This is a genomic window from Rhizobium sp. L51/94 (assembly GCF_019355555.1).
GTDB lineage: Bacteria > Pseudomonadota > Alphaproteobacteria > Rhizobiales > Rhizobiaceae > Rhizobium > Rhizobium rhododendri.
The window spans coordinates 262,194-276,066 of record NZ_CP072142.1 but is presented as its reverse complement, the minus strand read 5'-3'; the positions used below and the strand labels follow the sequence as shown (position 1 = coordinate 276,066).

Genomic DNA, 13,873 nt, shown 5'->3' with positions numbered 1-13,873 from the left:
GTACCCTCAGCGATTGCGGTCGAAGTGGCCGCTGAGGAACGAGCGACAGCGATCGGACTTGGGGTTGGCGAAAACCTCTTCCGGCGTACCGTCCTCGGCGATCAGGCCCATGTCGAGGAAGATCGTGCGCGACGACACCTCGCGGGCAAAGCCCATTTCGTGGGTGACGATCAGCATGGTCATGCCGTCCTCGGCAAGGCTGCGAATGACCTCCAGCACTTCGCCGACCAGTTCCGGATCGAGCGCCGAGGTAGGCTCGTCGAAGAGGATGGCGCGAGGATGCTGCGCCAAGGCACGGGCAATGGCGACGCGCTGCTGCTGCCCGCCGGAGAGGTGAGCCGGCCAAGCATCGCGCTTTTCCGCCAACCCGACCCGCTCGAGGAGTGCCAATGCCTCCGCGATACAATCGGCCCGAGGGCGTTTCTGGACATGGATCGGCGCCTCGATGACATTTTCGAGCACGGTCCGGTGCGGCCAAAGGTTGAAGCCTTGGAAGACGAAGCCGAGATGGCTGCGCATGCGCCGGGCAGCCGCCTCCTCATTGCGCGACAGCCTTCCCGCTCTGGGGGAGATGCGGTCTGCCCCGACGGACACCGAGCCCTCATGGGGGATCTCGAGCATCGGAATGCAACGGAGTAGTGTGCTCTTTCCAGAGCCGCTGGCACCAATCAGGGAAATGACGTCCCCGTCATCAGCTGTAAGATCGATACCGCGCAGCACCTCGTTATCACCGAAGCGCTTTCGCAGACCGCTGATGGAAATTGCCGGGAGGGCGGTCATCGGTATGCTCCAAACTGCCAAGGAGAGAGGCGGCGCTCGATCCAGTCGGCGGCCCGCGTCACGAGGAGGGACAGGGCGAGGTAGATCACCGCCGCGCAGAGAAATATCTCGATCGCGCGCCAGGTTTCAGACACCAGCGCACGGGCGATGCCGGTGACCTCCATCAACGTGATGGTGCTGACCAGCGCGGTCGATTTCAGCATTGAAATGACCTCGCTTGAATAGGAAGGCAGGGCCTGGCGGAAGGCGATGGGCAGCACGATGCGTCGGGTGACCGTAAGCCGTGTCATCCCGGAGACCCTGCCGGCCTCGATGAGGCCCTTTGGCACGGCGCGCAGGCCGCCACGAATAATCTCCGTCGTGTAGGCCGCGTCGTTCAGCACCAGCGCCAGCAGGCCACACCAATAGGGTTCGCGAAAGAACGGCCAGAGGAATGTGTGCCGGATCACCCAGAAATGGGCGAGGCCGTAGTAGATCAGGAAGATCTGGATAAGTAGCGGCGTGCCCCTGAACAGGAAGACATAGGCCGAGACGAAGGCTTCACCGATGGGGTTGACGCGAATGAGATTGAAGAACAGCGCCAGGCAACCGCCACCCAGCAGCGACAGGATGCCGAGATTGAGCGTCAGCGGCAGGCCGACCAGCAGTTGCTTCTCGATATCGGCGAGGAACTGGATGTCCATCAGAAGCCTCCTGCCGATTGGCCGTGCAGGCTGCGACGTTCGATGAGGCGAAAGACCTGGCCGGAGATCGTAGTAATGACGAGGTAGACGCCGGCGCCGGCGGAATAGAACAGGAAATCCTCCTGCGTCGAGCCGGCTGCTGCCGAGACTTGGCGCATGACCTCCACCAGCCCGGTCACCGAAACGAGCGCGGACTCCTTGATGACCGACTGCCACTGGTTGCCAAGGCCGGGAATGGCCGTGGTCATCGCTTGCGGTGCAATGACGCGACGAAACAGCAGCCAGTTACCCATGCCCACGACGCGCCCCGCTTCTATCGTTCCCTTCGGGACCGATTGATAGGCGCCGCGAAGCACCTCCGACTGGTACGCAGCCGATATCAGACCGATGGCCAGCATGCCGGCGACGAACCCGCTGATCTCGAAAGGGCCGGCAAAGCCGAGCGCCTGTCCGACAAGCGCGACGATCTGGCGGCCTCCGAAGTAGAAGAGATAGATCACCAGAATGTCCGGCACGCCGCGCATTACGACGGTGTAGGCAACCGCGATCTTGCGCATCGGCCAGCCTCCGGCGACGCGGGCCCAAGCCACCAGCGTCCCCAGCAGCATGCCGACGACAAAGGCGCAGATGGAAACGGCAAGCGTGGTAAGGCCGGCGCGAAACAGCGCCATGCCCCATCCATCGGGCCCAAATCCAAGAAGCGCCAGGTCTGCCTGCATGTCGGCCTCAGAGCTTTGGCGTGATGACCATACCGAACCATTTCTTCGAAAGCTCAGCCAAAGAGCCGTCATCGGACATGGATTTCAGGCCCTTGTCGAGCTTCTGCTGCAAATCCTTGTTGCCCTTGCGGATAGCGACGGCCGACCCTGTCCCCATGACGCCGCCCTTGATCGACGGGCCGGTCTTGACGGCTTCGGCAGCATTCTTTTCGAGAAAGGCAGCTACATTGGTCTCCGCCGCCATGCCCGCGTCGATCCGTCCATTGAGAAGGTCGTGGTAGACATCAGGCCCGTTCGGGTACGTGCGGACCGTCACGCCCTTGTCGGCGAGATATTTGGTGAGAAACGTGCTCTGGATCGTCGACACCTGTACGCCGACAGTCTTGCCGGCCAGGACCTTGGCAATGTCGGCGATCGCTGGCTGCGTCGCTGCATCGTCGGCAAGGTCGACGGACGTTCCGTTGCCGGGCAGTTCGAGACCGCTGTCCTTGGCGACAAAGAAAGTCGAGCCTCCGGTGGTGTAGGGTAGCGAGAAGTCGATGACCTCGCGCCTTTTGTCGGTGACCGAAACGGAATCAATCACGCCGTCATACTTGCCGTCGATCACGCCCTGGATCATTCCGTCCCAAGCCTGGGGAATGATCTTCACATCGAAGCCGGCGCGTTTGCCGATCTCGTTGATCATGTCGATCTCGAAGCCCTTCAATTCGCCCGTGGGAGAGGTCATGTTGAAAGGTGGAAACGCACCCTCGGTCGCGAACACGTAGGATGTTTTGGTCTGCGCGAATGTGGCTGCAGGTGTCATGGCGATTGCGGCGATGGCAGCAAGGCCAAGGCGCAGGAAATGGCTGCGTGTGATGGTCATGAGTGTGATCCCGGATATGTAGGAGGGTATGGAATGGGTGTCAGGTGAGTAGCTCGACAGCCACGCGCGTCAAGGCGATGGCGCTCTGCTTGATGCAGGATTCGTCGGGCTGATAATCGGAATTGTGAACACGGTCGTCACGGCCGGGCTGGCCGGAACCGATGAAGATCTGGATGGACGGAAGGCGTTCCGAAAAGTAGGAAAAGTCCTCTGCGCCGAAGCTGGAACCCTGCTCTACAAGTGGCAGAACGCCAAACTGCATTCCGAGCGCTTCCGTGGCACGATCCACCAGGCGGTCGTCGTTCATCAGCGGCGGTGCGCCGCGCACATAGTCGATATCGACGGATACGTTTAGTGCGGCAGCAGCACCCTGGCAGATCCGGCTGAAGGAGGCCTCTGCCAGGTCACGGGATTCCGGCGACCGGCATCGAACCGTGCCCTCGAACATGCAGCTGTCGGGAATGATGTTCTGTGTCGCGCCGCCTTGGATATGGCCGATCGTCAGTACCGCCGACGTCGAAGGATCCATCTCGCGGGAAATCAGGGTCTGCAACTGGGTGATCATGTGTGCGGCAGCGACAATGGGGTCGATGGCGGCATGCGGGCGGGCCGCATGGCCGGACTTGCCGTGGACAATCACCTTGAACTCGTCGCTGGATGCGGTGCTGGCGCCTCTGTTGAGGACGATCTTGCCAGCTGGAGTTTCCGGACGATTGTGAAAAGCCACCGCCAGGTCGGCACCGTCGGCAGCGCCATCGGCGATCATGGCGGCAGCGCCGCTCTCCTGCGTTTCCTCGGCCGGTTGAAAAATCAGCCTTATCGATCCGGCAAGCTCGGACGAAATCCTTAAAAGCGCGCTCGCAGCGCCAAGCAGCGCCGCCGTATGAATATCGTGTCCGCACGCATGCATGGCGCCGGGGATCGTTGAGGCGAAGGCAAGCCCGGTCTGCTCTGCTATCGGCAGGGCATCCATGTCGGCGCGCAGGATGACGCACGGTCCGGGACGACCGCCGGTAATGGTCGCAACCACACCTGTTCGGCCAACACCTGTCTTGGGATCAAGTCCGAGGGCCCGCAACTCGTCCGCGACGAGCTGCGCCGTCCTGAAGGTGTCGAAGCCGATTTCCGGATGCGCATGGATGTCGCGCCGGATCTCAATCAACCGCGGCTCGAGCGGCTGCAATAGATCTTCGATCATTTTCGTTGGATCGTTGGAGGGGTAAAGCATATTTCGATCCAAATCTGTCGGTTCAGAGCCTTCCCCAAGCATGCGAAAGACGGGGCTCTCTGTCAAGGATCGACAATCGATGCTTCAGCCCGCTAATGCGCAATAAAATTCTATTTTTCTAACCAACGACAGAATATCGTACCGATGATTGTTTTGACAAATTGACGATATGGTCGGTGTGTTCAAAGGGCTTTGTCCTTGCGCCTGATGCCGCAGAAGACGATGTTAGCCATCAACAATTGAAGCCTATGGAAGAAACGCGTCCAACTCTAAGTTATCTGGTGGCCGCTCGCAATCAGCTCCTCAGCATCTCGACCCAACTCAGCAATCAGATCCGCGGCTTAATGAAGACGTTCGGTCTCATCATCCTGGAACGCACAGGTCGGGTATTCGTTCGCGAACATGTCCACGGGATTGGGGTCGCTTAAAGCGATAAACTCACACTATTCGATCGAGTTTATTGCCGCTTAAGCTTGTCGGTGCGTCGCTCCCCCGGTCAGGTCAAATATTGAACGACAAGGTAGAGAGCCGCGGCAATGCCAGTACCGGCGCATAGCAATGTGCTTGTCGATCGAAATGCCGCCCCGCTCTGACCAACGGGGATACTTATCGGTCCCTTGGCGGGAGCAGGGGATGTGATCGCAAGGGTCTGCGTTGCGGTTGACGATGACGTAGAAATACCCGGACGGACGAAACTCGGATCGGTCCCACCGCAGGTCGGAACAATTACTTTCGTGCCGGTGTTCTCATCGGCCTTCACGTTGAAGGTCAGCGTTTCACTTTTGCACATTTCCCCGTAAACTTTTGCCGCAGCGGTCGCTTCGTCATCCGCCTCGATCAACGAGGTATGTGTGACCAGAAAATACGGCATTGCTCACCTGTCGAAATCTGCTCTTACACAGTATGGCTGCGGTCGTACATGTCGAATGATATGCGCGGATTTATTCGGGGCGGACTCGATAGCTACACTATTTGATAAATTCGCAGCCAATTAACGGCCCTCCCCAGTGGAACAGTCAGCCAACATAGAAGGGTGGAAATTAGTAGATCGAAAAGGGCCCGCCGGGCAGTGGATGGCGGGCCCTCTTTGGCACAGACGCGCTACAAATTGTGACATCGGCACTGTAACTTGCGATGGTTAACAAATTTCGGACGACTATTGGGGAAAGCGCTATCGAATATGCGATAGTTACAGCTAGAGCTCGCCAAAGCGCTCAAGCATTTCTCGCAGCTGCTGGTTCTGCTGAACCAGATGCGCCTGTAGCTTCACGGCTGGTTGGCCGGCAACCTGCTTATCTCAGCTATCACGGCTCTGTCGCCCGTCAGCCACGCTCAGTTGGCTCCGAAGCCTTTCGTAATGTGCGCGTTTTGCTTCGTACATCTTGAGGTCTGCGCGTTTAACGACGTCTTCCATGGAGTCGTCGGCGAGACTGGTTGCGACACCGCATGAGATGCTGAGGGGCATGCTGGAATAAAACTGGTTGTTGATCGACAGCAGTTCGTTGATGGTTTCAACGGCTATGCTTGCGGCCTTGGCGTCTGCGCCTGGCATCAGAACTGCGAACTCGTCGCCGCCGATGCGACAGGCATGGTTCGGGGGTGAAATCGCGCCGCTCAGAATTTCGCCGAACCGCCTCAGCAGAGCGTCACCCACGTCATGCCCGTACTCGTCATTGGCGCGTTTCAGGCCGTTGAGGTCGATGATGATGGCCGAGACGGGTTGAAGCGATTTCCGCTCCAGACGGCTCAATTCTTCGCTGTAAAAAGCGCGATTGTAGAGCTTTGTCAGGACATCGTGTTTGCCGAGATATTCGAGATAGGCTTCCGCCTTCTTGCGGGCAGTAATGTCAGCGAGTGCGACCTGCACCCTTGACCAATCGCGTTCGTAACCGGGGAAGACGGAAAAGTGCAGCAGGATGTGACGGGGCGACCCATCGAGCGCATAATTGACGACCTCGCGATGGTGATGCAGGTTGCCATTCCACAACTCCATCAGTTGCTCCCGAAACGGCTTTTCCATATCGTCCCGGAAAATCTCGGTGATCCGCTGAAGAAGTTGCGACCGATCCGCCGCGCAGAAGAGGTCGAGTGTCGCCTGATTGACGTCCAGCACGCGGATCTCGCTCATGCATTGCCTGACGAATTCCGGATGGACGTCCATGAAAGTGCGGAAATCCGTTATCCCGCGATCCCGTATGGTTTCCAGCAATGTCCTGATCTGGCTGAAGTCTTCAATCCAGAGAGATACGGGAGAATGTTCGAAAATCCCTTCGGCGTAGCTGCGTTGCGCAATCTCTGCGCGGCGGGCCGTCTCACGGTCCGTGACGTCTTCAGTCGTCAGCAACACCCTTGAGAGCGTCTCTTCGGCGCCCGGCATAATCATGCCGCGAAGCTGAATATCAAGCCTTCGGCCAGTCAGGGTGTAATTCACCGTCGCGCTTGAAAACGATGGCTTGCCGTCAAAAAGCGCTGCAAGCTCGTTCACATGCGTCTCGAGCATGTCGTCACGAAACACGGTGGCCATATTCGCCCGGAGATGTTCGACGTCTCTGGCCTCGACCAGATCGAGCGTCCACCTGTTGACGTCGAGGAGGCGAATGCGCCTGGAGCATTCGGCGACACGGGACAGATCCTCTTGCAAGAATCCTCGAATATCGGTTACGCCTTCCAATCGCCAGTCATCGAATAGCTTTTTCACCTCGCTGAAATCTTCGATCCACATGGCGATCGGGGCGAGGTTGAAAAGTTCGGAATCAGGCACAGACGACATCACGTGTCCTTAGCGTCAATCGAGTAGGCTTCGTTTTATACAGTCTGCTATTAACGAACGGTTGGGGACGGCACGATGACGGCTTTTTCCACCACCACCGCGCTCTTGGTGTCCGTGGCCGATATCGGCACTCCCGATCGATCCATTTAGGCGGGTCGGCAGCGTTTCCAATGTCAACCGCTTTGCGACGATTTGTATTCCTCAAGAAATTGAGACGCACCCTAGCTCTGGCATGGCCTTTTCAGCGATGCCAGGTGCGCTATGGTAAACACACCCGCATGGACGATAGCCGGGCAGTCGTGCGGCGCAACGAGAGGAAGCGTATATGGCATTGGATGCGGCTGGTATGAGCGCCGAAGGCTTCTCACATGTGCGTGTCATAGTCGGGATGGTTCTTGGCTTAAGTCTGGCGAGATTGGTCAATGGCCTGACGCGCTTCGTGCAGCACCCGGGAAGTATCAAGATCTACCCGATCCATTTGGGCTGGGTCGTTTTCCTTCTCATCACCATCATTCATTTCTGGTGGTACGAATTCAATCTCAGGCTGGTCCCGATATGGACCTTCCCGATTTACTTCTTCCTGATTGTCTATGCGATGCTCTACGCGGCGTTGACAGCCCTGCTTTTCCCCGATCAGATGAGTGAATACAGCGGCTACGAGCAATATTTTGAAGCTCGCAAACGCTGGTTCTATGGCGTTTTCGCCCTGACGTTCATCATCGACCTCGGCGACAGCCTGATCAAGGGATCAGACTATTTTGCAGCCCTCGGAACCGAATATCTTTTTCGCCAGTCCATATTTGCGTTCTGCGCCGTAGCCGCGATGTTCGTGCCTGGCAAAGGTTTCCAGGCACTGTTTCTCATCGTCGGAACGCTCTACCAGATCAGCTGGATTCTGAGAGTTTACGATCTGCTCTAACGGCAATCCTCGTCACGAAAACCCAAGACCACCGCGTTCTGGCCGAGCGGGAGATCATGTCGCAGCATCAGCCTATTTTGATGCCTAAATGTTTGAACTGAAATGCTGCAATCGCCATTCGATCCACGCGCATGGACCGCCCGGGTTTGTCGCAGGACCCACCTCTAGAGACGCAGGGTCTATGTCCCCGCAAGACGGCGAACAAATTTTCTCCTGAAGTCTCCGTGCCGTGCGAACGGTGCCAGAGCAGGTCACATGACGCCCGGCATCCGTCGCAGTGCGCTGCCCTTTCCTTTATCGCAGAATAGATCGGCCGCTCGGCACAGACGCTCAAGGCGTGGACGAAGAAGGCACAGGTCGAGGGAGGCAAGCGGGCAGGCCTGCCAAACGACGTGACCGAGACGGTGAAGGCTCCGGAAGGGGAGAGCCGGGGGAGGTCGTCACGAGAACGAGAATTTGCGCAAAGCCTCTACAAATTTTGGATTGGACCTATCCCCGCAGCCCAGCCTTTGGTCACAATCGGACAATGTTCGATTTTCCCAAGCGGTAAAGCAACTAGATGAGGACATGAAACGGGAAGCTGGGCCCCAGCGACGAAGTCACCGATAAACATCGTCCCCGTCTGTTGAATTTAAGTGAGATGTTGGCGCTCCCTCCGGTCTTTGTCATGACCGGCATGCTCGGACTGGTCGCAGCCGTTCTTTGGGCGACGATCTACAGGGATCCTCGACACTTCAAAGGCACCAATCAAGCCGAACTCAATCTCATCAAAGAGAGGGGAGGGGTGCCGGAACTGAGCGACCGACTACAAAGCGAGCAGGCAGGAAGGAGTGCATTTTCGTGGCACGACCTGAAATTTGTCCTGAGCAAGAAGAAGCTGTGGGGGATCTACATCGGACAATTCAGCTATCTGGCATCGGCCAATTTTTTCTTGACGTGGTTTCCGACCTACCTTGTTCAATATCGCCACCTGGATTTTATCAAGGCGGGATTTTACGCATCAGTACCGTTTCTTGCACGGTTTGCTGGCGTGTTGGTGTCGGGCTTCCTGTCAGATGCGCTGCTTCGGGCAAAATTCAGCCTCAGTGCATCGCGCAAAATTCCGGTCCTCACCGGCATCGCTTTGTCCATACTGATCATTGGTGCTCAGTTCGATGATAGCCCGCCGTTGATTATCCTCTTTTTGGCAATCGTGTTCTTTGGCACCGGCATGGCTTCGATCACCTGGTCTTACGTTTCAGCGCTGGCGCCGGAGCGCCTTGCCTCCATCGAGGCGGCGGCCGTAAAAATGCAAACCCGTCTACTCCGCTAGCGGCATGTCGCTCGAGATAGGTAATCGACAACAGAAACCGGTGGATGCTGACGGCTTTTACCGAATGTCGGATCCGGCTTGCGCCCCTCAGGCGCCGACGGCTGTGATCCGCGAACAATCGCCGGCCCCGAGCACATCAGGAGCCGCGTGGACATCGCTTGCAGTCCAACTGCGGATGTCAAACGTCGGCGGAAGTCAGAAAGTTGGTCAACCAGTTACCAGGTATCGGGCTTGGGGCATATGAACTGGTTTGCCAATTCCCGCACGCTTGAAATCAGGCACTTCAAATCGGGCTCGTGGACGGCTGCCGCGGCTGCGCCGGGGGAAAACCAGCGAAGTTCCCGCTCATCCTTCTGAGGGAACTGGCTGTCCAGTTCGAGAACGTTGAGAAGATGGACCTGAACAACGGTCAGGACGCTCTCCTCCTCGCTCAGCTTTTTCTTGTAGGTGTAGTAGCCGCAAGGCTTCTTGCGAACGCGCCCTCGTACCCCGGCTTCGTGCCATGCCTCACGCTGGGCGACTTCGTGAGGTTTTTTCTTGGCAAAGCCCCAGCCTTTCGGGATGATCCAGCGGCCAGAATTACGGCTCGTAATCAGCAGGACCTGAATGGGCTCTTCCCAGCCGGGCACGAGCCTGAAGCAATGGGCAGCATATTGCTTGTCGGTAGGCGACGATCGCTGCGCGCATCGTCGGCGTTTTTTCTTCTCATTCAGCATTGGTCCGGGAACTCAACGAGAAAGACCTTATCGGCAAGCATCGGATTGCCGGTTGGGACGAAGTCACGGTGCCTGCGCTTAAAAGCGATTGCTTGCACAAAAAGGGTCAATGCACCGACCATGCCTCCGTCCACGATTGCCATCATGCGGGGCCTTGCGCGGCATCGCTTGTCAACCAGGCCTTGAATGCCTCGACTTCGTCTGTCTGGATTGCGCCGACCCCGGCTTCCTTCAGCGCGCCCCAAACCTGACTTGGTTCGCTTAACGCCCGTGTGTCGTTGTAGGCGAGGCAATGGGAGACATCGAGCGTGTTGATCCATAGCCGGATGTTCTGGCGCTCCAGTTCTTCGCGGCCTGCGGCGAGATCGGCGATGTCGGAAAATTTTACTTCTATCATCGGCGCGCGAAGCCGTTCGATACGGCGGAGATCCTCCGCAAATTTGCCGTTTGGACGCACCTGGAACATCGGCATATGTGGAATACGTCCGAACCAGTCCTGGTCGATGAGCGCGAAACGGTCCGCCGTCGGATCAATATCCGTCTTTACCAGAACCTGTCTCTCCATTCCGAGCCTCAGCACCGTATTCATGACGAGCGGCAGATCACGGATGAACTTCGTATCGATATTGATGGCAATGCGTCCGCGCGCTTCTTCGAGCATTTCTGCAAGGGTTGGCACGCACTCTTCGGTGGCGGTTGCATGCGCTCCACCGGCGCCAGCGCGCAGCATGGCGCGACGGAGGGAGGAAAACGGCATGTTGCCAACTTTCCCCGTTGCCGTTGTCGTTCGATCGAGAGTTTCGTCATGAATGACCACAAGCACCCCGTCGGCGGACGACTGGGCGTCGATTTCCACCATCTCGACGCCGAGCGCGATTGCAGCACGAATGGAGGCAAGCGAGTTTTCCGCCGTCGACTTCCAGACGCCGCGATGGGCGATGGTCAGGATCGCGGGGTTGCTGCGCGTCGTCATCTCGAGGACGTCGCCGTGGAAAGCAGGAATACGGTCAGTGGCAGGCGCATGTTGCATAGTTTTCGACTTTCGACAGGTTGGGACGCATCAGATCTTGCCCATGCCCGCTGCCATCAGGTCGTCGCGCAGGATGCGGCCGGCAATGATGAAAACGATGAGCGCAGGCAGGAGGAGGATGAAGGAGATGATAGAGGCCAGCGGGAGCTGTATCGAATAGGGATCGAGATACATGTAGAGCTTGATCGGCAGCGTCTCGACGACCGGCGCGCCGACGATGAAGGACTTGTCGAATTCCTCGAAACTGCCGATGAACGACATCAGTCCACCGGCGAGAAGCCCGGGGACGGCAAGTGGCAGTATGATGTGGGCAACGATGCCGGCAGTGCCCGCGCCAAGCGAGCGTGCGGCATGGATCACGTCGTCAGGAATGGTTTCGAGCGTTGCGCTCATCAGCCGGATCATCAGCGGCAAGGTGCCGACGATCTGCACGAGGACCACGCCTAAGATGGAGTAAGAGAGCCCGAGCGTCATGAAGAGCTTCCCGATGCCGATCGCCACAACGAGGCCCGGAATGATGATCGGCGCAAGAATGAAGATCTCCACCAACCGCTTGAGGCGGAATGGAAAGCGGGCCATCGCCCAAGCCGTGGGGAGCGCCAGGAAGGCGGTTGCCGATGTCACCACCACGGCAATCAGGATACTGTTGATTGCGGCCCGCAGAAGGCCCGGATCTGACAGGATGATCGTCCAGCGGCTTGCGGTATAGTTCCGCGGCACGACAAGCGGCGGCTGCCATCCATCCGCAAGGCTCCAGAGGAACATCAGTGCCAGTGGCAGCGCAATGGCAAGAAAAAGGGTGCTGTAAAGGCCGATCGCCACCGGGAGACGATCTTCCTGTGTGAAGTAGCGGCGACGGCGCGGTGGTGCGGCGGCAATGGAGAGCGTCATTGATGGCCTCCCTTCGCATTTCCGGCGCCGATACGATCGGTCAGCGCGTAATAGGCCATCAGGACCAGAACCGCGAAGAGGCTCAGCAACATGCCCATCGCATAGACCTGCGGAAAATGTCCCTGATTGAACTCGTTGACCATCAGGACCGAGAGCGGCCGGGCAACGGGCGGACCGACGATATCGGGAATGGCATATGAGCCCATCGAGCCGATGAAGGTCAGAAGAATTGCAGCGGTGATACCGGGCATGGCAAGCGGCACCTCGACGAACAGGAACGTCTTGATCCGCGATGCGCCGAGGGTTCGCGATGCTAAACGGATATCTTCGGGAATGGCCGCGAAAGCGCTGGTGATGATCAAGGTCATGAACGGGATCTGTTTCCAGACGCTGGCCAGAATGACGCCAACACCCCAGTCGTCGCGCACCAGCTTGGGAAGACCGAGGCCAAAAGGTGCGATGACACGATCGACAAAGCCGCCGCGTTCGAACATCACGATGACCATCAAGCCGACGATAATGCCGGGCACCGCCATGGGAAGTTTGTACAGGCCGCTGAAAAGCTTGCGTCCGAGAAAGCTCCTGCGGATCAAAAGAGCGAGTGGCACCGACACGAGAATGGAAACGATAACGGGCGCGACGCCGTAATAGATCGACGTCTTGAGGCCGCGCAGCATGGACGGCCTGGTAAATATCCGCACATACCACTGTAGTGTCAACGCTCCGTCGTCATTGAGAAAGCTGCCAACGAAGGTGGAAAACAGCGGCCCGCCAAAGAACAGCAGCAAATAGCCAACGCCCGGCGCCAGCAACAGCGGCACGAAGAAGCGCCGTTCTCGAAGAAGAACGCCCATCATGCCGCTTCCCTTGCTGGCCGGTCATCGAGACGATGGGCGACGTCGGGAAGAGCGAGCGCGACCCTGCTGCCGACCTCGATCAGGTTGTCGGCCCCGGCCTTGCTGACCTTGATCACCTGGCCGGCGATCGAGATGGTGTAGAGCGCGCTGGCACCCAGGAAGGAAAGGGCGGTGACAGTGCCGGGTCCCTCCGTGTCGACAATGATTTTGATATTTTCCGGTCGCACGGAAATCTGGGCCGCGCCCGCAGACCCGGAATCGAGCAACACCGACTGCCCCCAGGGAAGCCGCGCATGTCTGCCATCGGCATGGACGGCGATGATGTTGGTCTGGCCGAGGAAGCCTGCCGTGAATGCATGCCTCGGCGAGCGGTAGAGATCGAGCGGCGTGCCAATCTCCACCACCCGGCCTTCGTTCATCACGACGATGCGGTCCGACATCGCCATCGCTTCGGCCTGGTCGTGGGTGACATAGAGGCTGGTGGTGCCGATGCGCCTGTGGAGTTCGACCAGTTCGTGGCGCAGCATTTCGCGCAGCTTGGCGTCGAGGTTCGACAGTGGCTCATCGAACAGCAGCAAGCCGGGCTGCATGACAATGGCCCGTGCCAGGGCAACGCGCTGCTGCTGCCCGCCCGAAAGCTGACGCGGCATGCGATCGACAAGTCCGGTCAGGTTGCAGATCTCAAGCGCATGGGCAATGCGGCGCTCGCGCTCCCCTGGGGGTACCTTTTTCATCCTGAGCCCGAAACCGAGATTTTTCGCCACGGACATGTGGGGAAACAGTGCGTAGGACTGAAAGACCATCGCTATGTCACGCGCTTCCGGCGGCGCCGTATCGATCCGCCGCCCGGCCAGGTGAACTTTTCCGCTGCTCGGTGTCGTGATGCCCGCCAGAATGCGAAGGAGCGTCGACTTTCCGCATCCAGACGGTCCGAGAATGGTTACAAATTCGCTCCGCTCAACGCTGATTGAAACCGGACGCAACGCCCGGCTCAGGCCGTAGGCCTTGGATATATCGGTGATTTCGAGTTCGCTCATGGCTATCTACTCCGGGCGGGCGCGCTGATGGTCCTTGATCGACGGAGATCACAGCACGGCTGATGG

Annotated in this window: 14 protein-coding genes and 1 pseudogene; 3 read left to right on the top strand and 12 right to left on the bottom strand. The window is 58.4% G+C overall.

Features of this window, described 5'->3' with window-relative positions:
* Positions 1-6: 6 nt before the first annotated feature.
* From J5274_RS19335 to J5274_RS19315, 5 genes are read right to left on the bottom strand one after another with little or no spacing between them, the layout of a single operon-like run.
* Positions 7-780, bottom strand: coding sequence for an ABC transporter ATP-binding protein (locus J5274_RS19335; protein ID WP_219275522.1), 774 nt, complete (start codon positions 778-780; stop codon positions 7-9).
* Positions 777-1,463: an ABC transporter permease gene (locus tag J5274_RS19330; protein WP_142831429.1), complete on the bottom strand. Its 687-nt coding sequence runs from the start codon at positions 1,461-1,463 to the stop codon at positions 777-779. Before J5274_RS19330 ends, J5274_RS19335 begins: the two co-directional genes overlap by 4 nt.
* The gene (locus J5274_RS19325) at positions 1,463-2,182 is read right to left on the bottom strand and encodes an ABC transporter permease (protein ID WP_219275521.1); all 720 of its coding nucleotides are present in this window, start codon (positions 2,180-2,182) and stop codon (positions 1,463-1,465) included. The genes J5274_RS19330 and J5274_RS19325 overlap by 1 nt, the downstream gene beginning before the upstream one ends.
* A 7-nt stretch (positions 2,183-2,189) precedes the next feature.
* The gene (locus J5274_RS19320) at positions 2,190-3,047 is read right to left on the bottom strand and encodes an ABC transporter substrate-binding protein (RefSeq protein WP_142831431.1); all 858 of its coding nucleotides are present in this window, start codon (positions 3,045-3,047) and stop codon (positions 2,190-2,192) included.
* 40 nt (positions 3,048-3,087) lie between these two features.
* Positions 3,088-4,245: a M20 family metallopeptidase gene (locus J5274_RS19315; RefSeq protein ID WP_202617206.1), complete on the bottom strand. Its 1,158-nt coding sequence runs from the start codon at positions 4,243-4,245 to the stop codon at positions 3,088-3,090.
* Between the two features lie 308 nt (positions 4,246-4,553).
* Between J5274_RS19315 and J5274_RS29390 the strand changes: the two are divergent.
* Positions 4,554-4,676 (top strand): annotated as a pseudogene (locus tag J5274_RS29390) (IS110 family transposase); the annotation flags it as partial.
* A gap of 95 nt (positions 4,677-4,771) precedes the next feature.
* Here J5274_RS29390 and J5274_RS19310 read toward each other — a convergent pair.
* Together J5274_RS19310 and J5274_RS19305 are read right to left on the bottom strand one after the other, a co-directional pair.
* The gene (locus J5274_RS19310; protein ID WP_219275520.1) at positions 4,772-5,146 is read right to left on the bottom strand and encodes a hypothetical protein; all 375 of its coding nucleotides are present in this window, start codon (positions 5,144-5,146) and stop codon (positions 4,772-4,774) included.
* Positions 5,147-5,572: 426 nt separating this feature from the next.
* Positions 5,573-7,045, bottom strand: coding sequence for a sensor domain-containing diguanylate cyclase (locus tag J5274_RS19305; protein ID WP_219275519.1), 1,473 nt, complete (start codon positions 7,043-7,045; stop codon positions 5,573-5,575).
* Positions 7,046-7,370: 325 nt separating this feature from the next.
* Here J5274_RS19305 and J5274_RS19300 point away from each other — a divergent pair, with 325 nt between their 5' ends.
* Positions 7,371-7,964, top strand: coding sequence for a hypothetical protein (locus J5274_RS19300; RefSeq protein ID WP_142831435.1), 594 nt, complete (start codon positions 7,371-7,373; stop codon positions 7,962-7,964).
* 640 nt (positions 7,965-8,604) lie between these two features.
* Entirely contained in the window at positions 8,605-9,276 is a 672-nt protein-coding gene (locus J5274_RS19295; protein ID WP_257625720.1) for an MFS transporter, read from the top strand.
* Positions 9,277-9,491: 215 nt separating this feature from the next.
* Here the strand turns inward: J5274_RS19295 and J5274_RS19290 are convergent, their stop codons facing one another.
* From J5274_RS19290 to J5274_RS19270, 5 genes are all read right to left on the bottom strand, one after another.
* The gene (locus tag J5274_RS19290; protein ID WP_219275517.1) at positions 9,492-9,992 is read right to left on the bottom strand and encodes an NUDIX hydrolase; all 501 of its coding nucleotides are present in this window, start codon (positions 9,990-9,992) and stop codon (positions 9,492-9,494) included.
* Positions 9,993-10,134: 142 nt separating this feature from the next.
* On the bottom strand, positions 10,135-11,022 hold the full coding sequence (locus J5274_RS19285) for a glycerophosphodiester phosphodiesterase family protein (protein WP_257625719.1): 888 nt from the start codon (positions 11,020-11,022) through the stop codon (positions 10,135-10,137).
* A 30-nt stretch (positions 11,023-11,052) separates the two neighbouring features.
* Positions 11,053-11,913, bottom strand: coding sequence for an ABC transporter permease (locus tag J5274_RS19280; protein WP_219275516.1), 861 nt, complete (start codon positions 11,911-11,913; stop codon positions 11,053-11,055).
* On the bottom strand, positions 11,910-12,770 hold the full coding sequence (locus tag J5274_RS19275; RefSeq protein WP_219275515.1) for an ABC transporter permease: 861 nt from the start codon (positions 12,768-12,770) through the stop codon (positions 11,910-11,912). The genes J5274_RS19280 and J5274_RS19275 overlap by 4 nt, the downstream gene beginning before the upstream one ends.
* Positions 12,767-13,807, bottom strand: a complete 1,041-nt coding sequence (locus J5274_RS19270; RefSeq protein ID WP_219275514.1) for an ABC transporter ATP-binding protein — start codon at positions 13,805-13,807, stop codon at positions 12,767-12,769. Before J5274_RS19270 ends, J5274_RS19275 begins: the two co-directional genes overlap by 4 nt.
* Positions 13,808-13,873: the final 66 nt, after the last annotated feature.

Bases quoted from the DNA above. Each gene is read 5' to 3' on its own strand.
- J5274_RS19280 (WP_219275516.1), bottom strand. From the start codon at position 11,913: ATGACGCTCTCCATTGCCGCCGCACCACCGCGCCGTCGCCGCTACTTC.
- J5274_RS19290 (WP_219275517.1), bottom strand. From the start codon at position 9,992: ATGCTGAATGAGAAGAAAAAACGCCGACGATGCGCGCAGCGATCGTCG.
- J5274_RS19320 (WP_142831431.1), bottom strand. From the start codon at position 3,047: ATGACCATCACACGCAGCCATTTCCTGCGCCTTGGCCTTGCTGCCATC.
- J5274_RS19300 (WP_142831435.1), top strand. From the start codon at position 7,371: ATGGCATTGGATGCGGCTGGTATGAGCGCCGAAGGCTTCTCACATGTG.
- J5274_RS19275 (WP_219275515.1), bottom strand. From the start codon at position 12,770: ATGATGGGCGTTCTTCTTCGAGAACGGCGCTTCTTCGTGCCGCTGTTG.
- J5274_RS19310 (WP_219275520.1), bottom strand. From the start codon at position 5,146: ATGCCGTATTTTCTGGTCACACATACCTCGTTGATCGAGGCGGATGAC.
- J5274_RS19330 (WP_142831429.1), bottom strand. From the start codon at position 1,463: ATGGACATCCAGTTCCTCGCCGATATCGAGAAGCAACTGCTGGTCGGC.
- J5274_RS19315 (WP_202617206.1), bottom strand. From the start codon at position 4,245: ATGATCGAAGATCTATTGCAGCCGCTCGAGCCGCGGTTGATTGAGATC.
- J5274_RS19335 (WP_219275522.1), bottom strand. From the start codon at position 780: ATGACCGCCCTCCCGGCAATTTCCATCAGCGGTCTGCGAAAGCGCTTC.
- J5274_RS19270 (WP_219275514.1), bottom strand. From the start codon at position 13,807: ATGAGCGAACTCGAAATCACCGATATATCCAAGGCCTACGGCCTGAGC.
- J5274_RS19285 (WP_257625719.1), bottom strand. From the start codon at position 11,022: ATGCAACATGCGCCTGCCACTGACCGTATTCCTGCTTTCCACGGCGAC.
- J5274_RS19295 (WP_257625720.1), top strand. From the start codon at position 8,605: ATGTTGGCGCTCCCTCCGGTCTTTGTCATGACCGGCATGCTCGGACTG.
- J5274_RS19305 (WP_219275519.1), bottom strand. From the start codon at position 7,045: ATGTCGTCTGTGCCTGATTCCGAACTTTTCAACCTCGCCCCGATCGCC.
- J5274_RS19325 (WP_219275521.1), bottom strand. From the start codon at position 2,182: ATGCAGGCAGACCTGGCGCTTCTTGGATTTGGGCCCGATGGATGGGGC.